Origin of the sequence: Azospirillum sp. TSH58 (genome assembly GCF_003119115.1) — a bacterium.
Taxonomy (GTDB): Bacteria; Pseudomonadota; Alphaproteobacteria; order Azospirillales; family Azospirillaceae; genus Azospirillum.
Genome location: NZ_CP022363.1, coordinates 138,480 through 163,205, shown reverse-complemented (window position 1 = coordinate 163,205; position 24,726 = coordinate 138,480). Strand labels below are relative to the sequence as shown.

Genomic DNA, 24,726 nt, shown 5'->3' with positions numbered 1-24,726 from the left:
TTCGTATCGCTTTCACTTTTTTCGTATTGCGGCCCGCTGAGGCCTCGGCTACCGTTTGAAACGAAAACAAAGGCGCGGACCGCAAGGGGCGGGCGCAAAACGGAGAGGAGGGATGGATGGCCGGGGTCTACGACCTTGCCATCGTCGGCGGCGGCATCAACGGCTGTGGCATCGCGCGCGATGCCGCGGGTCGCGGCTGCTCCGTCTATCTGTGCGAACAGAAGGATCTGGGGTCGGGCACGTCCTCGGCCTCGACGAAGCTGATCCACGGCGGCCTGCGCTACCTGGAATATTACGAATTTCGGCTGGTCCGCGAGGCGCTGCGCGAGCGCGAGGTGCTGTGGCGCATGGCGCCGCACATCATCTGGCCGCTGCGCTTCGTCCTGCCGCATCTGCCCGGCCTGCGGCCTTCCTGGTTCCTGCGGCTGGGCCTGTTCCTCTACGACCATCTCGGCGGGCGGGAGAAGCTTCCGGGCACACGCGGGCTCGACCTGCGGAGCGATCCGGCGGGGAAGCCGCTGAAGCCGGGTTTCGCGCGCGCTTTCGAATATTCGGATTGCTGGGTCGACGACGCGCGTCTGGTGGTTCTGAACGCGCAGGACGCCGCCCGCATGGGTGCTGCGATCCGCACCCGCACCCGCTTCCTGAGCGCCGTCCGCGAGGACGGGCTGTGGACCGTGACGGTGGAGGACGCGCGCAGCGGCCAGCGCAGCAGCATCCGCGCCCGCGCGCTGGTCAACGCCGCCGGCCCTTGGGTGTCGGAGGTGATGCGGCAGGGCGCGCGGTCCACGGTGGACGCCCGCATCCGTCTGGTCCAGGGCTCGCACATCGTGGTGCCGAAGCTGTTCGACCATGACCGCTGCTACATCTTCCAGAACGCCGACAAGCGCATCGTCTTCGCCATCCCCTACGAGCGCGACTTCACCCTGATCGGCACCACCGACAACGACTACCAGGGCGATCCGGCGAACGTCCGCGCGTCGGAGGCGGAGATCGCCTATCTCTGCGCCGCCGCCGGCGAGTATTTCGCCAAGCCGGTGACGCCCGCCGACGTGGTGTGGACCTACTCCGGCGTCCGCCCGCTCTACGACGACGGCGCCTCCACGGCGCAGGCGGCGACCCGCGACTATGTGCTGGCGCTCGACGCGCCGGGCGACGGCAAGGCGGCGCTGCTCAACATCTTCGGCGGCAAGATCACCACCTACCGCCGTCTCGCCGACGCGGCCATCGCCAAACTGGCGCCCTTCCTGCCGAAGCTCGCTCCGGGCGCCTCGGACTGGAGCAGCGCCGGGACCCTGCCGGGCGGCGATTTCCCGGCGGACGGCGTCGCGGCGCTGGTCGCCGAGTTGCGGGGGCGGGCGCCCTTCCTGCCGCAGCAGCATCTGGAGCGGCTGGCGCGCACCTACGGCACCCGCGCCCGCCGGATTCTCGACAGCGCCGCGCGCCCGGAGGATCTCGGCCAGGATTTCGGCGGCACCCTGACGGAGGCCGAGGTCCGCTATCTGATGACGGAGGAATGGGCGGAGACCGCCGAGGACGTGCTGTGGCGCCGGACCAAGCTGGGCCTGCGGCTGGACGCCGCCCAGGCCCAGGCGCTCGACGCGTTCATGACGGAGGAGCGCAGCCGGAGGGAGAGGGCATCCGACGCTGCGGAATAGCGGGCGCGGAAGAGTGGGCTGGAAACACGGCGACAAGAACCATCTCAATAAAGAAAAAATGAATATTGGGGAGGAAGGCCGGTGGGCTTGGTTCTGGACAAGGTCAGCAGGCATGTCGGCGGCCACGTTCACCTGGAGAACGTGTCGCTGACCCTGGAGCGCGGGTCGCTGAACGTTCTGCTGGGGCCGACCCTGTCGGGCAAGACGTCGCTGATGCGGCTGATGGCCGGGCTGGACGTGCCCAGCGCCGGGCGGGTGCTGGTCGACGGGGTGGACGTGACGGGGCGGCATGTCCGCGAACGCTCCGTCGCCATGGTCTACCAGCAGTTCATCAACTACCCCTCCCTCACCGTCTACGAGAACATCGCCTCCCCCCTGCGGGTCGCCCGCCGGCCCAAGGACGAGATCGACCGCAAGGTGCGGGAGGCGGCGCGCCTGCTGAAGCTGGAGCCCTACCTGCAGCGCACGCCGCAGCAGCTCTCCGGCGGCCAGCAGCAGCGCACCGCCATCGCCCGCGCCCTGGTGAAGGAGGCGCAGCTCGTCCTGCTCGACGAGCCGCTGGCCAACCTGGACTACAAGCTGCGCGAGGAGCTGCGGGAGGAGCTGCCGAAAATTTTCGCCGCGACCGGCGCGGTCTTCGTCTACGCGACGACGGAACCGGCGGAGGCGCTTCTGCTCCGCGGCAACACGGCAACGCTGTGGGAAGGGCGGCTGGCGCAGTTCGGGCGCACGCCGGACGTCTACCGCCGCCCGGCCAACCTGACCAGCGCGCGCGTCTTCTCCGACCCGCCGCTGAACACCATGCGGGTGCACAAGCGCGGCCTGCAAATCGTGCTGGCGACCGGGGAGCACGGGCCGGCGCGCGGCGTCCTGGCGGAACTGCCGGACGACGACTACACCATCGGCTTCCGCGCCGACCACCTGCACCTGACGCGGCCCCACGCCGACGCGATGTCCCTGAGCGGTGCGGTGGCGGTCAGCGAGATCACCGGTTCGGAGAGCTTCGTCCACATCGACCTGCCGCGCACCGATGGCGGAACGGACCGTTGGGTGGCGGTCACCCGCGGCGTGCTGGAGGTGGAGCCGGGCGAGCGGATCGACTGCTTCATCGACCCGCGGCGGCTGTTCGTGTTCGGCCATGACGGGCGGCTGGCCGCGGCGCCGCCGCTGGTCATGGCGGCGTGACGGGAGGGCGGACGGCATGGCGCGCATCGACCTTCAATCCCTCGGCCACAGCTACATATCCAATCCCAAAAGCGACGACGACTACGCGCTGAAGCCGATGACCCATGTGTGGGAGCAGGGCGGGGCCTACGCGCTGCTCGGGCCGTCGGGCTGCGGCAAGACCACGCTGCTGAACATCATCTCCGGCCTGCTGACCCCCAGCGAGGGGCGGGTGCTGTTCGACGGCAAGGACGTCACGGCGCTGCCGACCGAGGCGCGCAACATCGCCCAGGTCTTCCAGTTCCCCGTCGTCTACGACACCATGACGGTCTACGAGAACCTCGCCTTTCCGCTGCGCAACCGTGGCCTGCGCGGGGCGCCGCTCGACGCGCGGGTGCGGGAGATCGCCGGGCTGCTCGACCTGACGGCGGACCTGAACCGGCGCGGGCGGAACCTGACCGCCGACGCCAAGCAGAAGATATCCCTGGGGCGCGGGCTGGTCCGCCCGGACGTGGCGGCCATCCTGTTCGACGAGCCGCTGACGGTCATCGACCCGCATCTGAAATGGGAGCTGCGGTCGAAGCTGAAGGCGCTGCACCGCGCGCTCGACCTGACGATGATCTACGTGACCCACGACCAGACGGAGGCGCTGACCTTCGCCGACAAGGTGGTGGTGATGCATGACGGGCGCGTCGTCCAGGTGGGCCGCCCGCAGGAGCTGTTCGAGCGGCCCGCCCACGTCTTCGTCGGCCATTTCATCGGGTCGCCGGGCATGAACGTCCTGCCGGCCGAGGTGTCGGGGCGCGCCGCGCGGGTTGGCGGCCACATCATCGCGCTGCGCCGCGGCTATCCGGCCTTGAACGGCGGGGCAAAGATCGAGATCGGCGTGCGGCCGGAATTCGCCACGCTGGCCCCCGCCGGGGCCGGCGGCGTGCCGGTGCGGGTGCGGCGGCTGGACGATCTGGGGCGCACGCGCATCGCGCGGGTGGAGCTGTCGGGCCTGCCGATGGCGGCGACGGTGCCGGAGGATCTGACGCTGGCGGGGGACGAAGCGTCGCTGCTGCTCGACCCCGCCATGGTGCATGTCTACGCGGACGGAACGCTCGTGGAAGGGGAGGCGGCGTGATGGACAAGCCCGTCAACCAGGGGGCATGGCTTCTGGTCCTGCCGGTTCTGCTGATCGTCGCCTTCTCGGCCATCCTGCCGCTGATGACGGTGGTCAACTACTCGGTGCAGGACACCTTCGGGAACAACCAGTTCTTCTGGAACGGCATCGGCTGGTACCAGGAGCTTCTCGACCCCTCCACCGACCTCGGCGGGCGCTTCTTCGACGCGCTGTGGCGCAACCTGCTGTTCTCGCTGCTGATCCTGCTGATCGAGGTGCCGCTGGGCATCGCCGTGGCGCTGAGCATGCCGCGCCACGGCTGGCGGGTGGCGGCGACGCTGGTGGTGCTGGCGCTGCCGCTGCTGATCCCGTGGAACGTCGTCGGCACCATCTGGCAGATTTTCGCCCGCGAGGACATCGGCCTGCTGGGCTGGGCGGTGAACCGGCTGGGCATCCCCTACAACTACACGGCGGACCCGCTGTCGGCCTGGGTGACCATCGTGACGATGGACGTCTGGCACTGGACCTCGCTGGTGGCGCTGCTCTGCTACGCCGGCCTGCGCTCCATCCCCGACGCCTTCTATCAGGCGGCCCGGATCGACGGGGCCTCGCGCTGGGCGGTGTTCCGCAACATCCAATTGCCGAAAATGCACCGGGTGCTGCTGATCGCCGTGCTGCTGCGCTTCATGGACAGCTTCATGATCTACACCGAGCCCTTCGTGGTGACCGGCGGCGGTCCCGGCAACTCGACCACCTTCGTGTCGATCGACCTCGTGAAGCTGGCGCTGGGGCAGTTCGACCTGGGCAAGGCCGCGGCCCTGTCCATCGTCTACAACCTGATCATCCTGGCGGTCTGCTGGGTCTTCTACACGGTCATGACCCGCATGGACGCGCAACGGAACTAGCAAAGGAAACGGGCCATGCTGCGCGCACGGATCGTCCTCACGCTCTACATCCTGTTCCTGATGCTGCCGATCTACTGGCTCGTGAACATGAGCCTGAAGACGAATACCGAGATCGTCAGCGGCCTGACGCTGTGGCCCCACACCCTGACCTTCGAGAACTACCGGAGGATCTTCACCGATTCGTCCTGGTATTCGGGTTACCTGAACTCGCTGCAGTATGTGGCGCTGAACACGGTGCTGTCGATCGCGCTGGCCCTGCCGGCGGCCTACGCCTTCTCGCGCTACCGCTTCGTGGGTGACAAGCATCTGTTCTTCTGGCTGCTGTCCAACCGCATGGCCCCGGCGGCGGTCTTCGCACTGCCCTTCTTCAACCTCTACTCCGCCATAGGGCTGTTCGACACGCCGCTGGCCGTGGCGTTGGCCCACTGCCTGTTCAACGTGCCGCTGGCGGTGTGGATTCTGGAGGGCTTCATGTCGGGGGTACCGCGGGAGATCGACGAGACCGCCTATCTCGACGGCTACAGCTTTCCGCGTTTCTTCGTGAAGATCTTCATGCCGCTGGTGGCCAGCGGGATCGGCGTCACCGCCTTCTTCTGCTTCATGTTCAGCTGGGTCGAACTGCTGCTGGCGCGCACGCTGACCTCGGTGGACGCCAAGCCCATCGCGGCGACGATGACGCGCACCGTCTCGGCCTCCGGCATGGATTGGGGGCTGCTGGCGGCGGCGGGGGTGCTGACCATCCTGCCCGGCGCGCTGGTGATCTGGTTCGTGCGCAACTACATCGCCAAGGGCTTCGCCCTGGGCCGCGTCTGACGGGAGGGAGGACGCCGCCATGGACACCGTCACCGAACATCTCGCCTGGATGGCCTGGACCTGGCAGACCGGCGCCTTCTTCGCCGTCATCGCCGGGCTGCTGACCCTGCTGACCGTCCTGGCGCTCAACCGGCCGGAGGTGGCGCGCCACGGCGTGCTGGGAATCACCACGACGCGCGGCGACCGGCTGTTCATCACGCTGCTCGGCAGCGCCTTCATCCACCTCGCCTGGCTGGGGCTGGTGGGGGAGGAGGTGCACTACGCGACCGCGCTTTCGCTTCTCTACGCCGCGGCGGTCTTCCGCTGGGTGTGACGGCCGGCCGTCGCCGGCCGGAACGGGCCTACAACAATGGAAACGGGAGGAATAAACGATGCGTACCCTGTATCTCGCCTCCGCATCCGCGGCGGCGCTTCTTCTGTCATCGGCCCCGGCCTTCGCCGACATCGAGGCGGCCAAGCGCTGGATCGACAGCGAGTTCCAGCCTTCGACCCTGTCGAAGGAGGAGCAGCTGAAGGAAATGCAGTGGTTCATCGACGCCGCCAAGCCCTTCGCCGGCATGGAGATCAACGTCGTCTCCGAGACCATCACCACCCATGAGTACGAGGCCCGGACGCTCGCCAAGGCTTTCAGCGAGATCACCGGGATCAAGCTGCGCCACGACCTGATCCAGGAAGGCGACGTGGTCGAGAAGATCCAGACGCAGATGCAGTCCGGCAAGAACATCTACGACGCCTGGATCAACGACAGCGACCTGATCGGCACCCATTTCCGCTACAAGCAGGTGGTTCCCCTCACCGACTGGATGGAGGGGGAGGGCAAGGACGTCACCCTGCCGACGCTGGACGTGAACGACTTCATCGGCAAGTCCTTCACCACCGCGCCGGACGGCAAGCTCTACCAGCTTCCCGACCAGCAGTTCGCCAACCTCTACTGGTTCCGCTACGACTGGTTCACCAACCCGGACATCAAGGCCAAGTTCAAGGCGAAGTACGGCTATGATCTGGGCGTCCCGGTCAACTGGTCGGCCTATGAGGACATCGCCGAGTTCTTCACCAACGACGTGAAGGAGATCGACGGCGTCAAGGTCTACGGCCACATGGACTACGGCAAGAAGGACCCGTCGCTGGGCTGGCGCTTCACCGACGCGTGGTTGTCGATGGCCGGCAACGGCGACAAGGGCCTGCCCAACGGCAAGCCGGTGGACGAGTGGGGCATCCGCATGGAGGGCTGCCGCCCGGTCGGCTCCTCGATCGAGCGGGGCGGCGACACCAACGGCCCGGCCGCCGTCTACTCCGTCACCAAATATGTGGAGTGGCTGAAGAAATACGCGCCGCCGCAGGCCGCGGGCATGACCTTCTCCGAATCCGGCCCGGTGCCGGCCCAGGGCAACGTCGCGCAGCAGATGTTCTGGTACACCGCCTTCACCGCCGACATGGTGAAGGATGGCCTGCCGGTGGTGAACGCCGACGGCACGCCGAAATGGCGCATGGCCCCGTCGCCCAAGGGCGCCTACTGGAAGGACGGCATGAAGCTGGGCTACCAGGACGCCGGGTCGTGGACGCTGCTGAAATCGACCCCGGTGGACCGCCGCAAGGCGGCGTGGCTCTACGCCCAGTTCACCATGGCGAAGTCGGTCAGCCTGAAGAAGAGCCATGTCGGCCTGACCTTCATCCGGGAAAGCGACATCTGGGACAAGAGCTTCACCGAGCGCGCGCCGAAGCTGGGCGGGCTGGTCGAGTTCTACCGCTCCCCGGCGCGCGTGCAGTGGACGCCGACCGGCGTGAACGTGCCGGATTACCCGAAGCTGGCGCAGCTGTGGTGGCAGAACATCGGCGACGCCTCGTCGGGCGCCAAGACGCCGCAGGCGGCCATGGACGCGCTGGCCGCGGCCCAGGACTCGGTGATGGAGCGGCTGGAGCGGTCGGGCGTGCAGGGCGAATGCGGGCCGAAGCTGAACAAGAAGGAGTCGGCGGAGTTCTGGTTCGCCAAGGCCGAGAAGGACGGCACCACCGCGCCGCAGCGCAAGCTGTCCAACGAGAAGCCCAAGGGCGAGACGGTGGACTACGACCAGCTCATCAAGTCCTGGCCGGCCTCGCCGCCGAAGAAGGCCGCGATGGCGCAGTGATATCATACTAACTCCAGCATAACCCTCTCCCCCTGGGGAGAGGGGAGGGTGAGGGGGATGCGCATGGCGCCACGTCCGGCAAAAACGCACCCCCCTCACCCCAACCCTCTCCCCAGAGGGGAGAGGGAACGAACGAGACCATAGGAAAGACCATGTCTGAAGCCGGCCACGTCCTCGCCATCGATCAGGGCACCACCTCCACCCGCGCCATCGTCTTCGACCGGCGGGGCGTTCCCGCCGGGATGGCCCGGCGCGAGTTCGCGCAGCATTATCCGGCCGACGGCTGGGTGGAGCACGATCCGGAGGACATCTGGCGCGACACCGTGGCGGTGGTGCGGGGGGCCGTGGCGGAGGCCGGGCTGGGCGCGTCGGACATCGCCGCCATCGGCATCACCAACCAGCGCGAGACCACCGTCGTCTGGGACCGCCGTACGGGCGAGCCGGTGCACCGCGCCATCGTCTGGCAGGACCGCCGCACGTCCGACCTCTGCCGCAAGCTGGTCGAGGAAGGCTGCGGGCCGCTGGTGCGGCGCAAGACCGGGCTGCTGATCGATTCCTACTTCTCCGCCACCAAGATCGCCTGGATTCTCGACCATGTCCCCGGCGCGCGGGAGCGGGCGGAGCGGGGCGAGCTGTGCTTCGGCACCATCGACAGCTTCCTGCTGCACCGGCTGACCGGCGGGCGGGTGCACGCCACCGACGCGACCAACGCCTCGCGCAGCATGGTCTTCGACATCCACCGCCAGGACTGGGACGACGAACTGCTCGCCCTGTTCCGCATCCCTCGCGCCATGATGCCGGAGGTGCTGGACAGCAGCGCCGAGTTCGGCGCGACGGAGCCGGACCTGCTGGGCCGCGCCATCCCGATCACCGGCATCGCCGGCGACCAGCAGGCCGCGACCTTCGGGCAGGCCTGCTTCGAGCCGGGCATGGTGAAGTCCACCTACGGCACCGGCTGCTTCGCCCTGCTGAACACCGGCGATGCGCCGGTGGAATCGCGCTCCAACATGCTGACCACCGTCGCCTACCGGCTGGACGGGCGGACGACCTACGCGCTGGAGGGTTCCATCTTCATCGCCGGGGCGGCGATCAAGTGGCTGCGCGACGGGCTGGGGATCATCACCCACGCCTCCCAGACCGACGACATGGCGACCCGCGTTCCGGACAGCCACGGCGTCTATCTGGTCCCGGCCTTCGTGGGCCTGGGCGCCCCCCACTGGGACCCCGAGGCCCGCGCCGCGATCTTCGGGCTGACGCTGGACGCCGGCCCCGCCCACATCGCCCGCGCCGCACTGGAGGCCGTGGCCTACCAGACGCGCGACCTGCGCGACGCCATGGTCTCCGACTGGTCGGCCTCGCACATGGCGACCTCCGACGCGCTGCGGGTGGACGGCGGCATGGCGGCGAACGACTGGCTGTGCCAGTTCCTGGCCGACGTGCTGGACCTGCCGGTGGAGCGCCCGGCGGTGATCGAGACGACCGCTCTGGGGGCCGCCGGGCTGGCCGGGCTGAAGGCCGGGGTCTACCGCGATCAGGCGGCGCTGGCCGGCGCGTGGCGCTGCGACCGTCGGTTCGAGCCGCGGATGGATGCGGCCAAGCGCGTCCGCCTCTACGACGGCTGGCTGGACGCCGTGCGCCGCGTGCGCCGCGAACGCTGAAAGGGAAGGCCATGACCCTGCTGGGCGAGGATCTGCGCGGCAAGCGCGTGCTGGTGACCGGCAGCAGCCGGGGCATCGGGGCGGCGGTGGGCACCGCCTTCGCCAGCCTGGGCGCGCGGGTGGCGCTCCACGGATCGGGGAACGGCGATGCCGCGGCCCGGCTGGCGCTCGCCCTAACGGCGGGCGGGACGGAGGTCTTTGCCGTCACCGGCGACTTCCGCGACCCGCGCGCCGTGGAGTCGGCGGTGGACGCGGCGGTGAAGGCGCTGGGCGGGCTGGACATCCTCGTCAACAACGCCGGCACCATGGTCGGGCGGGTGCCGCTGGAGCGGATCGGCGACGATTTCCTGGACGAGGTGATCGACCTCAACCTGCGCTCCGTCGTCGTGGCCTGCCGGCGCGCCCTGCCGGCCCTGCGCGCGTCCGGGGGCGGGGCCATCGTCAACACCGTCTCCATCTCCGCCCGCACCGGGGGCAGCCCCGGCTCGTCGATCTACAGCGCGTCGAAGGCGTTCGTCTCCACCTTCACACGCTCCCTGGCGGCGGAGCTGGCGCCGGACCGCATCCGCGTCAACGCCGTGTCGCCCGGAACCATCGACACCGATTTCCACCAGCGCTACTCCTCGCCGGAGAAGCTGGCGGCGACGGCGGCGCGCATCCCGCTGGGCCGGCTGGGCACGGCGGAGGATTGCGTCGGCGCCTATCTGTTCCTGGCCTCCGACGCGCTCAGCGGCTACATCACCGGTCAGGTGATCGAGGTGAACGGCGGCCAACTCATGGCGTGAGTGGTTCCGGCCCGGCAAGCCGATCCAGGACGAAGCGCAGCCGCTCCGCCACCGGCGCCTTGGGCAGGGCGACCAGCTCGTAGCCCAACCCGCCATAGGTCTCGACCATCGCGTCGTGGGTCGCCGCGGCTTCGGCCGGGGTCTGCTGGCGCTCGGCGTCCGGCGCGAAGATCTCCGGCCAGGGCGGTGCTATGAAGACGGTCCGGTGATAGCGGAAGCGGCGGGCCGCCGTTTCCATATGCGTGGGAACCGGACGCTTCATCAGGCGCAGATAGCCGATGACGTCCGGGATGCCGCGGTCGAAGAAGACCGTCCCCGCATGCTCCCGCGCGAGGCGGAGGGAGCGCAGTTCCCAGCACAGCATCAGCTCCGCGAAGGCCGGCGGGTCGACCCAGGGCAGCGCCCGACCGCCGATGGCCGTCTGGTCCTGGATGATCGCGCGGCCGGCTTCCACGCTGTGGCCGTAGCCTTCGCGGGCCAGCGCGTCGATCAGGGTGCTTTTCCCGGAGCCGGGGCCACCGGTGACGACGACGAAGCGGCGCGCGTCATCGCTCATGGGACCTCATCCTGTGTTGTTGGTAGAATTGCCGTGGAAAGGACGAATCATGCCCCCCAAACGCCTCCTCGTCGTCGCCCACTGCCCATCGCCCAACACGCGGGCGTTGCTGGAGGCCGTGCTGCGCGGGGCGCGGTCGCCGGAGGTGCAGGGAGTGGAGGTGGTGGCGAAGCCGCCGCTGGAGGCGGGACCGGAGGATGTGCTGGAGTCGCAGGGCGTGATCCTCGGCACGACCGAGAATCTGGGGTACATGAGCGGGGCGCTCAAGGATTTCTTTGACCGCAGCTACTATCCCTGCCTGGAACGCACGCAGGGGCTGCCCTACGCGCTGTTCGTCCGGGCGGGCCATGACGGGACGGGGACCTGCCGCGCCGTCGCCTCCATCGCGACGGGTCTGCGCTGGCGTCCGGTGCAGGAACCGCTGGTCTGCCGCGGCCCGTACCGCGACGACTTCGCCGCCTCCTGCGGGGAACTGGGGCTGCTGATGGCCGCCGGCTTGGAGGCGGGAATCTTCTGACGGCCTATGCCCGGCGGAGTGGCATCTATCGGGAGTGCTATTGACGACACCCCCCTTTCATACAGTCTCCTACGTGCAACGAAACAGCGTCACGCCCGATGACGCGTGCATAAGGAGGGGCCGATGGAGAGCAGCAAGGGCCGGCCGGTCTGGCGCGGCGAGGTCAAGCAGGTCGGGACCATCACGGTCACCGACGACACGACCGGAAGAACCGTCAAGCTGCCGCTGCTGGAAGGCGAAACCGGCCCGCGCGCCATCGACGTGCGCAAGCTCTACGCGGAAACCGGCTATTTCACGTTCGACCCCGGCTTCACCTCGACGGCGAGCTGCGAGTCGGCGATCACCTACATCGACGGCGACGAAGGCATCCTCCTGCACCGCGGCTACGCCATCCAGGATCTGGCGGAGAACTGCGACTATCTGGAGGTCTGCCACCTGCTGCTGCGCGGCGAGCTGCCGGATCCGCAGCAGAAGGAGGAGTTCGAGCGCACCATCACCTACCACACCATGGTGCACGAGCAGTTGAGCCGCTTCTACAGCGGGTTCCGCCGCGACGCCCACCCCATGGCGGTGATGTGCGGGGTGACTGGCGCGCTGTCGGCCTTCTACCACGACTCGACGGACATCCTCGACCCGCGCCAGCGGATGATCGCCGCGCACCGGCTGATCGCCAAGATGCCGACCATGGCCGCCATGGCCTACAAATACTCGGTCGGCCAGCCCTTCATGTACCCGCGCAACGACCTCAGCTACGCGGAAAACTTCCTCTACATGACCTTCGGGACGCCCTGCGAGACCTGGAAGGTCGATCCGGTCCTGGCCCGCGCCATGGACAAGATCTTCATCCTCCACGCCGACCACGAGCAGAACGCCTCGACCTCCACGGTGCGGCTGGCCGGCTCGTCGCACGCCAACCCCTTCGCCTGCATCGCCTCGGGCATCGCCGCGCTGTGGGGACCGGCCCATGGCGGCGCCAACGAGGCCGTGCTGCTGATGCTGGAGCAGATCGGCACGGTCGAGCGCATCCCCGAATTCATCAAGCGCGCCAAGGACAAGAACGATCCCTTCCGCCTGATGGGCTTCGGCCACCGGGTCTACAAGAACTACGACCCGCGCGCCAAGATCATGCGCCAGACCTGCTACGAGGTTCTGGACGTGCTGGGCATCAAGGACGAGCCGCACCTCGCCATCGCCATGGAGCTGGAGAAGATCGCGCTGGAGGATCCCTACTTCGTCGAGAAGAAGCTGTATCCGAACGTCGACTTCTATTCCGGCATCATCCTGAAGGCGATGGGCTTCCCGACCAGCATGTTCACCGTGCTGTTCGCGCTGGCGCGCACCGTCGGCTGGATTTCCCAGTGGCAGGAGATGATCGAGGACCCGCAGCAGAAGATCGGTCGTCCCCGCCAGCTCTACACCGGCAATCCGGGCCGCGCCTTCGTTCCGCTGAACAAGCGCGGCTGACGGAGTGCCGGTCCCTTACGCCACGGCGACGCGGTAGCTCAGCTCCCGCGTCGCGCCGGGTTCGAGATGCAGCAGCCCCGGCTTGTCCGCGAACTCCCCGTCGAATTCCGCCGGGGAGGCGTGGCCGTGCCAGGGCTCGATGCACAGGAAGGGCGCACCGGTCGGCTTCGACCAGATGCCCAGCTCCCGGAAGCCCTCCCAGGAGACGGTGATGGCCGGCGTTCCGGGCGCGCCGTAACGGACGGAGCGGCTGGCTGGCCGGTCGAGGATCACCGCGTCCCGCGCGAACAGCCCCTCGTTCAGCGGCAGGCGGCGGCCCTCGATGGGCGTCGGCTCCGGCTGCGGCGCCAGCAGGCCGCCCTCGACGCGGCGGATCGGCGCGGGTTCGTCGGTTTCGAAGAGAAGCTCGTGCGCTTCCTTCGGCACGCCGTCCTGCAGCGGCCAGAGGAAGGCCGGATGTACCCCGAGCGAGGCGGGCAGCGCCTCGTCGCCCGGATTGGCGATGCGGTGTCGGATGGTCAGCCCCGCCGCGTCCAGCTCGAAGACCAGCTCCAAACGGAAGGCGAAGGGATAGAGCGCGCGGGTCTGCGCGTCGTCGGACAGCGACAGGCGGCAGAGGGTGGGGGTGTGCTCCACCCAGGCGAAACGGCGGTCGCGGGCGAAGCCGTGCTGCGTCATGCGGTAGGTCCGGCCGCGGTGGCGCAGAGTGTCGCCTTTCAGCCGCCCGACGATGGGGAACAGCACGGGGGCGTGGCGCGGCCATTCCGGCCCGGCCTGCCAAAGCAGTTCCCGCCCGTCGAGGGTGAGCGAGCACAGCTCCGCCCCGTCGGCCTTGATCGCGGCGCCGAGGCGTCCGTTGCTGAGCGTGTGCCGGTCCATGGAACGAGGTCCTTTGTGGCGATCAGTGGGGCGGATAGACGGCGGTGATGCCTTCGATGATCGTCTGGGCGGCCAGCGCCGCCAGGACGATGCCCAGCACGCGGCTGACCGTGTGGATCACCGTGCGGCCGAGCAGCCTGTTCACCAGATCGGCGACGACCAGCAGCGCCATGACGCTGCCCACGGCGACCGCGGCGGCGCCCAGCACCATGCCCTGGCCGCCCAGAGTGGCGCCGTAGCGGTCCATCAGCAGCAGCGTGGAGGTGATCGCACCCGGCCCGGCGATCAGCGGAATCGCCAGCGGGAAGACGGCGAGGTCGTGGGCCTCCTCCTCCGTCCGGGCGTCGTCGGCGGTGCGCTCCTTGCGCTCGGCCCGGCGCTGGAACAGCATCTCGAAGGCGATCCAGAACAGCAGCGCGCCGCCCGCGATGCGGAAGGCCGGCATGCCGATGGACAGGGCGTTCAGCACCAGCTCGCCCAGATAGGCGAAGAAGACGATGATGGCGAAGCTGATCAGCGGGCCGCGCAGGGCGATGGTGCGCTTGCGCCGGCTGTCGAAGCCGCGGGTGAGGCCGAGATAGATCGGGACCAGCCCGATCGGATCGACCACGACGAGAAACACCACGAGCGCGCTGATGAAATCTTCCACGGACGGAACCCCGGACGGCATGGCCCTGTTGGCCGACCTTCTGTTAGCAAAGCCACCGCGGTGGGCCAAGGGGAGGCTCGGCGAAAAACGCTGATTGCAAACCGCAATCCATGCTGGCGCATGGCGTGGCCGTGGTTATAATCGCTTCACAATTCAAATTTTCTCTCCTCCCGGAGCACAGGCGTTGAGCAAGACCGTAATCGTCGTGGACGACAGCAAGCTGTCCCGCATGCATGTCCGCGGCATAATACTTCGGAACAAGCCGGATTGGACGGTCATCGAGGCGGCGAACAGCGTTGAACTTTATGGAAAACTGGACGAAAGTGATATCCATATCGCCATAATCGATTTCAATATGCCGGGCGACAACGGCCTGGAGGCCGCCGCCCGCCTGTTGCAGGCGAAGCCGGACATCCGCGTCGCCATCATCACGGCCAACGCCCAGGATGCGGTGGTCTCCGGCATCCGTGCGCTGGGCGCCGCCTTCATGCCCAAGCCGTTGGAGGAGGAGCAGATGGCCCGCTTCCTGACCGCCGCCAGCCTGCCGCGCCGTTCTTCGTCCAACGATGCGTCCGCCGGCAATGGAACCGGCGGGGGCGCCGGTTGACCGGCGCGGTCCGGCCGGCGCCCGCCAATGGACCCGATCCCCATGGGGTTTGAGCTGGACGATCTGGAGCGCGACGCGCTGACGGAGCTGGGGAACATCGGCGTCGGCCGGGCGTCCACGGCGCTCAGCCGGATGATCGGCGGGCCGGTGGAGATCTCCGTGCCGCTGGTCAGCCTGGTTCCCGGCGACCGGGTGTCCGGCCTGCTTCGGTCGGCGCTGCCGGGGGAATTGACCGCGGTGACCGAGTGCCTTTCCGGCGCCTTTCTCGGTTCGGCCATCCTGCTGATGCCGGAACGCAGCGGCCTGCCGCTGGCCGCCGCCGCCCTGCCGCCGGGCGTCCCCAAGGAGGACGCGGCGGAGCTGATGGAGGAGGCGCTGGCCGAGGTCGGCAACATCGTGCTGAACAGCTGCCTGTCCTCCATGGGGAATCTGCTGGGCGTCGCGGTCGGCACCACCCTGCCGCAGGTTCTTCGCGGTCTGGGGGACGAACTTCTGGAACGCTGCGGCGTCGCCCTGACGGCGGAGGCGCAGGCGATCCTGTTCCACGTCACCTTCCGGACGCCGCCCCACGATGTCGAGGGGACCATCGTCCTGGCGCTCGACGCCGGGTCCGCGACGGAGCTGAAGGCGGCCATCGGGCGCTACATCGGCCGGGTGCTGGCCTGAGGGCGGGCACAACCGCCGGCAATCAACACACGCCAATCAACAAGAGCCCCCGACAGAGAAGCACGGACTCACGGGGCAAGGGGTTTGGATCATGGCCTTGGTCAAGAAGAAGCGGATCGATACGGCGAGCGCCTCCCGCAACGCGGACACCGGCGAGGACGCGGCTGCGCTTCCCAACGACGCCGCCCTGTCCGGAACACCCGACAACGCCCTGTCGACCCGCCGCGCGGCGGAGGTGCGGCGGCGCGCCCGCGCCGGCAACCGGCGGCGCAAGGCGGCGGAGGGCATCGCCGCCGCCGCGAACGAGCTTGCCAGCGGCGTGACCCAGGCCGCCGCCGCCGCCGAGGAACTGCGCAAGGCGATGGAGCAGGTGGCCGCCGGCGCGGAGGAGGCGGCCAGCGCCACCCAGCAGTCGCAGCGGATGATCGACCGCAGCGCCAGCCTGATCGGGCGGGCGCGCAGCAACGCCGAATCCTCGCTGTCCCGCATCGAGGCGTTGCAAGCGCTGATGAAGGACGTCAGCGGCCAGATCCTCACCTCCGTCGATGGGCTGGTCCGCGCCGCCGCGCGGCAGGAGGCCGCGGTCGCCCTGGTCCGCGACCTGGAGCGGCAGGCGGCGGAGATCGGCACCATCGTCGAGGGGGTGGCGGTCATGGCCGACCAGACCAACCTCCTGGCGCTCAACGCCGCCATCGAGGCCGCCCGCGCCGGCGACGCCGGGCGCGGATTCGCCGTGGTGGCCGACGAGGTGCAGGCCCTGGCCGAGCGCTCCGAGCGCTCCGCCAACGAGATCAACCGCATGGTCGCGCAGATCCAGGAGGCGGTCGGCGCCATCGCGGAAAGCATCGTGACCGGCGCGGGGGCGTCCAAGGCCGAGGTTGACCGCGGCCGCCAGATCGCCGCCCAGCTCGACCGGGTGCGCGACGGCATGGGGGACATCGCCCGCGGCGCGCAGGACACCATCAAGGCCGCGATGGAGGCCGATTCCGCCGGGCGGGAGGCGCAGCGCGGCGCCGAAAGCGTCGCCTCCGCCGCGGAGGAGCAGGCGGCGGCGAGCGAGGAGGCGCTGAAGACGGTCGGCGAGCAGGCCAAGGCGCTCGCCCAGAGCGAGCAGGCCGCCGGCCAGCTCTCCGATCTGGCCGACGAGCTGACCGGCAGCACCGACGTGCACCGCGCCGCCGCGGATCTCGCTTCGGCCGCCGAGCAGCTCTCCGCCGCCATCGAGGAGATCAACCGCGCCGCCGCCCAGATCATGGCGGCGATCACCCAGATTTCCCGTGGCGCCCAGGCCCAGGGGGCCGCGACCCACCAGTCCAGCAGCGCCATCGCCGAGATCGAGGCCAGCGCCAAGCTCGGCCACGGCCGCGCCGAGGAGGCGCTTCAGCGCTGCGTCGGTCTGGAGGCGCTGCTGTCCGAGACGCAGGACATGGTGGGCGCCCTGACCGCCGGGGTGGGGGAGGCGGTGGCCGCCAGCCGCCGCACGGTGGAGCGCATCGGCGCCATGGAGCAGATCGGCCGGCGCATCGACAAGGTGGTCGACGCCATCTCGATCATCGCCATCCAGACCGGCATGCTGGCGGTCAGCGGCTCCATCGAGGCGGCGCGGGCCGGGGAATTCGGGCGCGGCTTCACCGTGGTCAGCAACGACATCCGCAACCTCGCCCGCGACAGCTCGGAGAATGTCGAGCGGGTGAAGGACATCGTCCACGCCATCCAGGACCAGATCGGGCGCGTCCGCCGCGACATCGAGGACATCGGGAGCGAGACGGCGCGCCAGTCCTCCCGCCACCAGGAGTTCGCCGGCAGCCTCGCCGCCGCCATCGCCGACCTGCGCACCGTGACCTCCGGCAGCCGCGAGATCGTCGATAACGCCGGCGAGGTGCAGCGCGCCGTGGCCGAGGCGCAGAAGGGCGTGGAGCAGGTCGCCGCCGCGGCCAACCAGGCCAACCGCTCCGCCAACGAAGCGGCCAAGGCCGCGCGGGAGCAGGCCAAGGGCGCCGAGGAACTGGCCGCCGCGATCGAGGAGATCGCCGCCATGGCCGAAGAACTGCAAGGGGCCGGCTGACCGGCCGGCGGGGAGACGACCCATGGCCGCGATCATCCGCCGCGACGGCGTGCGTTCCTTCGTCCTCTTCTCGGTCGGTGGCATGGGGCTGGCCCTGCCGTTGGACGGGGTTCTGGAAATCCGCCGCCCGCCCGAGCTGGTGCCCATCCCGCTGGGACCGCCCAGCCTGGAAGGGCTGGCCCGGCGGCGCGGCACCGTGCTTCCGGTCATCGGGCTGCGCCGTGTCCTTGGCCTTTCCGGGGCCGGGGCCAGGACCGGGGCCGGGGCCAGGACCGGGGAGGGTGGAGCGGATGGCGGGGAGACCAAGGCGGCGCGGCTGCTGATCGTCCGCCACAACGGCCAGCCGGTCGGGTTGCTGGTGGACCGCGTCCTCGGCCTGTCCGCCGTGGACGAGGACCGCGTCGCCGATGCCGGGTCGGTGCCCGATCCATCCATCGACGCGGATCTTCTGGCCGGGGCCATTCTGGCTGGGGGCGAACAGGATGGCGCCCTGATCCTCGATCCCGGCCCGCTGATCGAGCGCCAGTTCGCCGACCTCGGACCGGCCGGCGGTTCCGCGGGGGCGGCGGATTTCAGCGCCTCCGCCCAGCCGAAGACTCTTGCCGTGGTGCGGCAGGACGAGGAACAACTCGTCGTCCTCACCGTTGCGGAGCAGGAGTTCTCGTTGCCGGTGGCGGCGGTGCGGGAGGTCGTTCCGTTCCCCGGGACGGTGACCCGCGTTCCCCGCGCCCGCCCGCATCTTCTGGGCATGATGACGCTGCGCGACGCGCTGCTTCCCCTGGTCGGGCTGCGGGAGCTGTTCGGGCTCGCCGCCGCGCCCGATTCCCCGGCGGCGGATCGGGGGCGCGGCAAGGTGGCGGTCCTGCGCACGGCGGAGGGGCTGGTCGGTGTGGTGGTGGAGGACGTGCGGGAAATCCTGCGCGTTTCCCGCGAACGGATCGACCCGGTGCCGCCGTTGATGGCGCGGGAGGCGGAGTTTGCGGACATGGACGGCATCGCGCGGCTGGACGGCGGCGCGCGGCTGATCCCGGTTCTGTCGGCGGAACGGCTGTTCCGCCATGGCACGGGCAATGGGGCAGGGGTGTCGGGTGGCGACGCCGGGATGCGCGAAGGAGAGGCGGCTGTGGCAACGGAAACGCAGGCGGAGCGGGCGGAGGCCTTCGTGGTGTTCCGGCTGGCCGGGGCGGAATACGGCCTGCCGGTCGCGGCGGTGCAGGAGGTGCTGCGCCAGCCCGACGCCGTGACTCCGCTGCCCAACGCGCCGGATTTCGTCAGCGGCGTGACCACGCTGCGCGGCGCCGTCCTGCCGCTGGTCGCGCTGCGCCGCCTGCTGCGCCTGCCGGAGGGGCGGGGGAGCGCGGGGGAGCGGGGCCGCGTCGTGGTGATCGCCGCGGGGGCGGCGCGCGCCGGGCTGCTGGTGGACGGCATGGCCGGGATCGTCCGCATCCCGGTCGGCGCCATCGGGCCGGCCCCCGTCGTGTCGCAGGCCCAGCACCGGCTGATCCGCCGGATCGGCGCGCTGGAGAACGCCGGGGAGCGGCGGATGATCCTGCTGATGGACCCGGCCGAACTGCTGGACATGGACCAGCTCGCCGACCTGCTGGCCACCGTCTGATCGGAAGGCGGTCCAGTCATGCTGAAGGTTCTGGTCGTCGATGATTCGGCGCTGATGCGGCGGCGCATCGACGACATCCTCTCGTCCGCCGGCTTCGTGGTGGAGACCGCCGCCGACGGGGCGGAGGCGCTGGAACGGCTGCCCGTCTTCGATCCGGATGTGGTGACCCTGGACGTCACGATGCCGGGCATGGACGGCCTCGCCTGTCTGAAGCGCATCATGGTCGAGCATCCGAAGCCGGTGGTGATGGTCTCGGCCCTGACCGCGGACGGGGCGGAGATCACTCTGGAAGCCCTGCGGCTGGGGGCGGTGGAGGCGGTGCGGAAGCCGACGGGGGTCGGCGCCATCACCGGCATCGCCGAGGAGCTGGTCGACACCGTGCGCGCCGCCGCCGGGTCAAGGCCCCGCCGGGTCCAAGGGTTGCGGGAACGTCTGCGCCTGGCGCGGGAGCGCATCGCCGGGGCGGATTTCCTGGCCGATGCTCCGCTTTCCAAGCCGCCGACCGTGGCCGACAGCGCCGGCGATCCGGACGAGGGGCTGGTGCTGATCGGCGTGTCCACCGGCGGGCCGCGCACGCTGGAGGACATCCTGCCGCTTCTGCCGGCCGATTTTCCCTGGCCGGTGGTGGTGGTCCAGCACATGCCCGCGAGCTTCACCGGCCCGCTGGCCCGCCGCCTCGACAGCATTTCCGCCGTGACGGTGGTGGAAGCCGCGACGGCGACGGCGCTCCAGCCGGGGATGGCCTGCATCGCGCGTGGCGGCGCCGACCTCCAGATCGTCCGGCGCGGCGGGCGGCTCGTTGCCCAGCCCGTTCCGATGGACGAGCGGCGGAGCTGGCACCCCAACGTGGACCGGCTCGTCGAAAGCGCGCTGCGCGCCGTGGCACCGTCGCGGCTGATCGGTGTTCTCCTGACGGGCATGGGGTCGGATGGCGCGGCCGCGATGGCGGAGCTGCGCCGCCTGGGCGGGCGCACCATCGCGGAGGCGGAGGGCAGCGCCGTCGTGTTCGGCATGCCGCAGGAGCTGATCCGTCGCGGCGGCGCCGACATGGTGCTGCCGTCCGACCGGGTGGCCCATCAGGTGACGCGATGGGTGAGGGGATGACAACAGTGACAGGCGCGGTGGAGGCGGCGGCATGGCCCTGGTGAAGGCACGCAAGATCGACGGAGCGAAGCCCGGGTCCGTTGAGGAGGGCGGCGATCCGCTGGCCTGGCTGGAGGATGCCGACCCGGCGCGGCGGCGCCGGGCCGCCCACGCGCTCGGCGAGCGTCCCGACGCTGTTCCCGCCCTCTCGGCAAGGCTGGCGCGGGAGGAGGACCCGAGCGTCCGTGAAACCCTGCTCACCGCCCTGGTCCGCACCGGCACCGCGGCGGCCGCGGCGGCGCTGGTGCCCCATCTGGTGAGCGAGGATGTCGGGCTGCGCAACGGCGTGATCGAAAGCCTGCAGCAGATGCCCGCCGCCGTGGTGATGCCGGAGGTCGCCCCGCTGCTGACGGCCGCGGATTCGGACCTGCGCATCTTCGCGGCGCAGCTCGTCGGAAAGCTGCCCCATCCGGACCGGCTGGACCTGCTGGCCGGGGTGATCGACCGCGACCCGCATGTGAACGTCTGCCTCTCCGCGGTGGAGGCGCTGATGGACAGCGGCGATCCCGCGGCCTTGCCGGTCGTGGAGCGGCTTGGCGCGCGTTTCCCGGACGATCCCTTCGTCGCCTTTTCCGTCGATGCGGCACGCCGCCTGTTTTCCGGAGCCTGAATGACGCTGCCTTCGGACAAGGGGGGCGCCGGCCTGAGCGCCGCCGATTACGACGCCTTCTGCCGGTTCTTGCGGGAACGCACCGGATTGTCCTTCACCGAGGCCAAACGCTACTTCGTCGACCGCCGCGTGACGGAGCGGATGGCGGCGGTCGGCGTCGAGCATGTCCGCCAGTATCTGAACCTGCTGCGCTTCCAGGCGTCGGGGGAGGAGTTGCAGCTTCTCGTCAACCGCATGACGGTGAACGAGACCTACTTCTTCCGCGAGATGTACCAGCTCGACTGCCTCGTGAACGCCGCGCTGGACGAGGTGGTGAGCGGGCGCGCGCCGGGCAGCCGGGTGCGCATCTGGTCCGCCGGCTGCGCCACCGGGGAGGAGCCCTACTCCATCGCCATCACCCTGCTGGAGCGGTGGAACCGGGTCGATGATTTCGAGATCGAGCTGTACGCCTCCGACATCGACAGCCATGTGCTGGCCCGCGCGCGCGAGGGGATTTACGAGCAGCGGTCGCTCCAGGCGATGCCGCGGGATCTCATCGCCAAGTACTTCACCCGGCTGGACGACCAGACCTGGCAGATCATGGAGGAACTGCGGGACTCCATCGATTTCTCGCTGGTGAACATCGCCGATCCGCAGCAGATGGCGAATTTTCGTGGCATCGACGTCATCTTCTGCCGCAATCTGCTGATCTACTTCGACGATCTGGGGCGGCGCGAGGCGGCGTCGATGTTCTACGACGCGCTGTCGCCCAACGGGTTCGTCTGCCTGGGCCATTCGGAAAGCATGAGCCGGATGTCCTCGCTCTTCGTGCCGCGCCGGTTCCCCGACGCCATCCTCTATCAGAAGCCCCAGAGTTAAGGAGGCCGCCCGGTGACCGATCGACCAGACCCGCAACCTCGCGTTCTCGTGGTGGACGATGCCGTGACCGTCCGGGCCTACACCCGACAGGTTCTGGAGGCCGACGGCTTTCGGGTCGACGAGGCGGTGAACGGGCTCGACGGGCTGGAGCACGCGCTGGCCTCCACGCCGGATCTGCTGATCGTCGATATCAACATGCAGAAGATGGACGGCTACACCATGCTGCGCCGCCTGCGGCAGGAGCAAACCCTGCGCGACGTGCCCGCGATCATGATCAGCACCGAATCCAAGGACAGCGACCGCGACAAGGCGCTGCTCGCCGGGGCCAACTGGTATTTCGTCAAGCCGGTGCGCCCCGCCGACCTCACCGCCGCCGCCCGTCTGCTGACCGGGCGGCGTCCGGATGGCGGGCGTCAAACCGGCGGTGGGGAACGGTCATGAGCGCGCTGTTCGAGCAGTTCGTCCTGGAATCGCGGGAGTTGCTGGAGGCGGCGGGCGCCGCCCTGCTGCGGCTGGAGCGCGACCCGACCGAGACGGCGGCGATCAACGACCTGTTCCGCGCGCTGCACACCCTGAAGGGCGCCACCGCGCTGTTCGACATGGCGCCCTTCACCCGCATGGTCCATGCCGGCGAGGACGCGCTGATGGCCGTGCGCGACGGGCGCGCCGTCATGAGCGGCGATCTGGCCGACCGGTTGCTGGACCTGCTGGACGTCGGTGCGGCCTGGGTCGACGGGCTGGAGCACCACCAATCCCTGCCCGACGACGCCGACACCCGCGCGCAGGCGCAGGAGGCGGGGCTTCGTGCCGCCCTAGGCCGGCCGGCCGAGGCCGCGGACAGCGGCACGCCCGCCGGCTTCGCCTGGGTGGACGACCTGCCGGAGGCCGACCGGGCGACGGCCGCCGGGCGCACGGTCACCGCCATCGCCTACGATCCCGCGGAGGACTGCTTCTTCGCCGGGGACGATCCGCTGGACCTGTGCCGCCGCGTCCCGGACCTGCTGCTGCTGCGCATCGAGGCCGCCGGGGCGTGGCCGCCGCTGACGGATTTCGACCCCTACCGCTGCGCCCTGCGCTTCCGCGCGCTGAGCGGCGCTTCGAAGGATGAGTTGACACGCCTGTTCCGTGGCGTTCCCGATCAGGTGTCCCTCGCCACGGTCGCGATACCCGCCCCGGCCGCGCCGGTGCCCTTGGCCGCGCCGGCCAGCCTCGCCACGGCCATGCTGCGGGAGCAGGCGCGCATCCTCGGCCTGCCCGGCAGCGACGGGGAGACGGCGGCCCGCCGGGCCGCGGTGCTGCGGGTGGTGCGCAACATCCTCGCCGCCGAGGGCCGGAACGCGGACGCGTCGACTCTGGACCGCGCCGCCGACGGCCCGGCGGACGCGCTCATCCGCTGCATCGAATCCCTGGCCGACGGGCCGGCCGCGGCAACGCCGGCGGCGCCCGCCGCTCCGGCACTCCCGGCCCGGCGGACGCTGCGGGTCGACGCGGAGCGCATGGACCGGCTGATGGCGCTGGTCGGGGAACTGGTCGTCGCCAAGGGAAGCCTGCCCTACCTCGCCCGCGAAGCGCAGGAGGGGCGGAGCGCCGACGCGCTGGCCCAGGGGATCAAGGAGGCCCACGGCCGCATCGACGCCATCGTCGGCGAACTGCAGGACGCGGTGCTGCGCCTGCGGCTTCTGCCCCTGTCGCGTGTCTTCGACCCGCTGCCCCGGATGGTCCGCGACACCGCGAGGCGGCTCGGCAAGCCCGTCGAGCTGCACCTCTCCGGTGGCGAGACGGAGGCGGACAAGGACATTCTCGATATCCTGGGCGAACCGCTGCTGCACCTCGTCCGCAATGGGCTGGACCACGGCGTCGAGCCGCCGGAGCGCCGCCGCGCCGCCGGAAAGCCCGATGTGGCGGCGATCCGCGTCCAGGCCTTCCAGGACAGCGGCGGCGTGGTGGTGGAGGTCTCCGACGACGGGGCGGGCATCGACGCGGCGGCCGTGCGCCGCAAGGCGGTGGCTCAAGGCGCCCTGACCGCGGAGCAGGCGGCCGCCCTGTCCGACACCGAGGCGCTGCGCCTGATCTTCCTGCCGGGGGTCAGCACCTCGGACACCGTGTCGGACCTGTCGGGCCGCGGGGTGGGGATGGACGCCGTGCGCGGCGCGGTGGAACAGGCCGGGGGGCGGGTGGAGGTCGCCTCGACCCCCGGCGCCGGGACGCGCTTCCGCCTCGTCCTGCCGCTGACCATGATGGTCACGCGGCTGGTGACGGTGGAGACGGCGGGTGCGCTCTACGGCTTTCCGGTCACGCTGGTCACCGGCATGCAGCGCGTTCCCCACGGCGCGATTCGCCGGATGAAGCACGCGGAAAGCGTCGTCGTTCAGGATGCGGTGGTGCCGCTCCTGCGGCTGCGCCGCCTGCTCAACCTGCCGGAGGACGAGCGGGAGCGCAGCGGGGAGGCGGTGCTTCTCGTGGACCTCGGCGGGCAGCCGGTGGGGCTGGTGGTGGACGCCTTCCGGGAGCGCGCCGAGGTGGTTCTGAAGCCGATGACCGGGCTGCTCGCCCGGTTGCGCGGCTACGCGGGCACGGCGGTGCTCGGCGACGGGCGGCTCCTGCTCGCCCTCAACCTGCGGGAGCTGGTGTGATGCCCATCCGTTTCGAGGACCGCACCGCCCGTTTCGAGGGCGCCTGCACGGTGGACGAGGCGATCCCGCTGGCCGAATGGCTGTGCGCCGTGGAGGAGCCCCGGCTGGATCTCGGCGGCTGCACCGCCCTGCACACCGCGCTGCTTCAGGTGCTGCTGGCGGCGGGCCGGCCGGTCGCGGTGCCGCCGGAGGACGCCTTTCTCAAGGGCTGGGTGATGCCGGTGCTGGTCAGGCCGTAGCGCGCTTGCGG

24 protein-coding genes are annotated in these 24,726 nt (G+C 70.1%); 21 read left to right on the top strand and 3 right to left on the bottom strand.

What is annotated here, in order from left to right; translation table 11 throughout:
• Nucleotides 1–116 precede the first annotated feature (116 nt).
• The 9 genes from glpD to TSH58p_RS00705 all read left to right on the top strand — a co-directional run bounded on the left by glpD (nt 117) and on the right by TSH58p_RS00705 (nt 10,214).
• Nucleotides 117–1,658, top strand: coding sequence for a glycerol-3-phosphate dehydrogenase (gene glpD, locus TSH58p_RS00745; protein ID WP_109068410.1), 1,542 nt, complete (start codon nt 117–119; stop codon nt 1,656–1,658).
• A gap of 81 nt (nt 1,659–1,739) precedes the next feature.
• Nucleotides 1,740–2,843 carry an ABC transporter ATP-binding protein gene (locus TSH58p_RS00740; protein WP_109068411.1) on the top strand — a complete coding sequence of 368 codons (1,104 nt, stop codon included), beginning with the start codon at nt 1,740–1,742 and terminating at the stop codon, nt 2,841–2,843.
• A 16-nt stretch (nt 2,844–2,859) separates the two neighbouring features.
• Nucleotides 2,860–3,948, top strand: coding sequence for an ABC transporter ATP-binding protein (locus TSH58p_RS00735; RefSeq protein WP_109068412.1), 1,089 nt, complete (start codon nt 2,860–2,862; stop codon nt 3,946–3,948).
• Entirely contained in the window at nt 3,948–4,832 is an 885-nt protein-coding gene (locus TSH58p_RS00730; RefSeq protein WP_059399526.1) for a carbohydrate ABC transporter permease, read from the top strand. Before TSH58p_RS00735 ends, TSH58p_RS00730 begins: the two co-directional genes overlap by 1 nt.
• Before the next feature lie 15 nt (nt 4,833–4,847).
• On the top strand, nt 4,848–5,645 hold the full coding sequence (locus tag TSH58p_RS00725; RefSeq protein WP_014242527.1) for a carbohydrate ABC transporter permease: 798 nt from the start codon (nt 4,848–4,850) through the stop codon (nt 5,643–5,645).
• 19 nt (nt 5,646–5,664) lie between these two features.
• On the top strand, nt 5,665–5,958 hold the full coding sequence (locus tag TSH58p_RS00720; protein ID WP_109068413.1) for a DUF2160 domain-containing protein: 294 nt from the start codon (nt 5,665–5,667) through the stop codon (nt 5,956–5,958).
• A gap of 58 nt (nt 5,959–6,016) precedes the next feature.
• A complete protein-coding gene (locus tag TSH58p_RS00715) occupies nt 6,017–7,771 on the top strand; it encodes an ABC transporter substrate-binding protein (RefSeq protein WP_109068414.1) in 1,755 nt (584 codons plus the stop codon).
• 152 nt (nt 7,772–7,923) lie between these two features.
• A complete protein-coding gene (glpK, locus tag TSH58p_RS00710) occupies nt 7,924–9,429 on the top strand; it encodes a glycerol kinase GlpK (RefSeq protein ID WP_109068415.1) in 1,506 nt (501 codons plus the stop codon).
• 11 nt (nt 9,430–9,440) lie between these two features.
• A complete protein-coding gene (locus TSH58p_RS00705) occupies nt 9,441–10,214 on the top strand; it encodes an SDR family NAD(P)-dependent oxidoreductase (protein ID WP_109068416.1) in 774 nt (257 codons plus the stop codon).
• Here the strand turns inward: TSH58p_RS00705 and TSH58p_RS00700 are convergent.
• On the bottom strand, nt 10,204–10,770 hold the full coding sequence (locus tag TSH58p_RS00700) for an AAA family ATPase (protein ID WP_109068417.1): 567 nt from the start codon (nt 10,768–10,770) through the stop codon (nt 10,204–10,206). The two genes, TSH58p_RS00705 and TSH58p_RS00700, sit on opposite strands and share 11 nt — an antisense overlap.
• A 49-nt stretch (nt 10,771–10,819) precedes the next feature.
• On the opposite strand from TSH58p_RS00700, the gene TSH58p_RS00695 reads away from it, so the two are divergent.
• The gene (locus TSH58p_RS00695) at nt 10,820–11,287 is read left to right on the top strand and encodes a flavodoxin family protein (RefSeq protein WP_109068418.1); all 468 of its coding nucleotides are present in this window, start codon (nt 10,820–10,822) and stop codon (nt 11,285–11,287) included.
• 123 nt (nt 11,288–11,410) lie between these two features.
• The gene (gltA, locus tag TSH58p_RS00690) at nt 11,411–12,751 is read left to right on the top strand and encodes a citrate synthase (protein WP_109068419.1); all 1,341 of its coding nucleotides are present in this window, start codon (nt 11,411–11,413) and stop codon (nt 12,749–12,751) included.
• A gap of 15 nt (nt 12,752–12,766) precedes the next feature.
• Here gltA and TSH58p_RS00685 read toward each other — a convergent pair whose 3' ends face one another.
• A complete protein-coding gene (locus TSH58p_RS00685) occupies nt 12,767–13,630 on the bottom strand; it encodes an aldose 1-epimerase family protein (protein ID WP_109068420.1) in 864 nt (287 codons plus the stop codon).
• 22 nt (nt 13,631–13,652) lie between these two features.
• Nucleotides 13,653–14,279 carry a MarC family protein gene (locus TSH58p_RS00680; protein WP_247873861.1) on the bottom strand — a complete coding sequence of 209 codons (627 nt, stop codon included), beginning with the start codon at nt 14,277–14,279 and terminating at the stop codon, nt 13,653–13,655.
• A 94-nt stretch (nt 14,280–14,373) separates the two neighbouring features.
• On the opposite strand from TSH58p_RS00680, the gene TSH58p_RS00675 reads away from it, so the two are divergent.
• From TSH58p_RS00675 to TSH58p_RS00630, 10 genes are all read left to right on the top strand, one after another.
• On the top strand, nt 14,374–14,886 hold the full coding sequence (locus TSH58p_RS00675) for a response regulator transcription factor (protein ID WP_247873862.1): 513 nt from the start codon (nt 14,374–14,376) through the stop codon (nt 14,884–14,886).
• A gap of 42 nt (nt 14,887–14,928) precedes the next feature.
• Nucleotides 14,929–15,552, top strand: a complete 624-nt coding sequence (locus TSH58p_RS00670; RefSeq protein ID WP_109072200.1) for a chemotaxis protein CheC — start codon at nt 14,929–14,931, stop codon at nt 15,550–15,552.
• Between the two features lie 91 nt (nt 15,553–15,643).
• Nucleotides 15,644–17,617: a methyl-accepting chemotaxis protein gene (locus TSH58p_RS00665; protein WP_109072186.1), complete on the top strand. Its 1,974-nt coding sequence runs from the start codon at nt 15,644–15,646 to the stop codon at nt 17,615–17,617.
• A gap of 22 nt (nt 17,618–17,639) precedes the next feature.
• The gene (locus TSH58p_RS00660; protein ID WP_109072187.1) at nt 17,640–19,232 is read left to right on the top strand and encodes a chemotaxis protein CheW; all 1,593 of its coding nucleotides are present in this window, start codon (nt 17,640–17,642) and stop codon (nt 19,230–19,232) included.
• Between the two features lie 18 nt (nt 19,233–19,250).
• Nucleotides 19,251–20,336 carry a chemotaxis-specific protein-glutamate methyltransferase CheB gene (gene cheB, locus TSH58p_RS00655; protein WP_109072188.1) on the top strand — a complete coding sequence of 362 codons (1,086 nt, stop codon included), beginning with the start codon at nt 19,251–19,253 and terminating at the stop codon, nt 20,334–20,336.
• 31 nt (nt 20,337–20,367) lie between these two features.
• The gene (locus TSH58p_RS00650; RefSeq protein ID WP_109072189.1) at nt 20,368–20,985 is read left to right on the top strand and encodes a HEAT repeat domain-containing protein; all 618 of its coding nucleotides are present in this window, start codon (nt 20,368–20,370) and stop codon (nt 20,983–20,985) included.
• Complete coding sequence (locus tag TSH58p_RS00645) at nt 20,986–21,843, top strand: protein-glutamate O-methyltransferase CheR (protein WP_109072190.1); 858 nt, start codon at nt 20,986–20,988, stop codon at nt 21,841–21,843.
• A gap of 12 nt (nt 21,844–21,855) precedes the next feature.
• Entirely contained in the window at nt 21,856–22,284 is a 429-nt protein-coding gene (locus tag TSH58p_RS00640) for a response regulator (RefSeq protein ID WP_109072191.1), read from the top strand.
• On the top strand, nt 22,281–24,476 hold the full coding sequence (locus TSH58p_RS00635) for a chemotaxis protein CheA (protein WP_109072192.1): 2,196 nt from the start codon (nt 22,281–22,283) through the stop codon (nt 24,474–24,476). Before TSH58p_RS00640 ends, TSH58p_RS00635 begins: the two co-directional genes overlap by 4 nt.
• Nucleotides 24,476–24,715, top strand: coding sequence for a hypothetical protein (locus TSH58p_RS00630; RefSeq protein ID WP_109072193.1), 240 nt, complete (start codon nt 24,476–24,478; stop codon nt 24,713–24,715). Before TSH58p_RS00635 ends, TSH58p_RS00630 begins: the two co-directional genes overlap by 1 nt.
• The last annotated feature ends 11 nt before the right edge of the window (nt 24,716–24,726 follow it).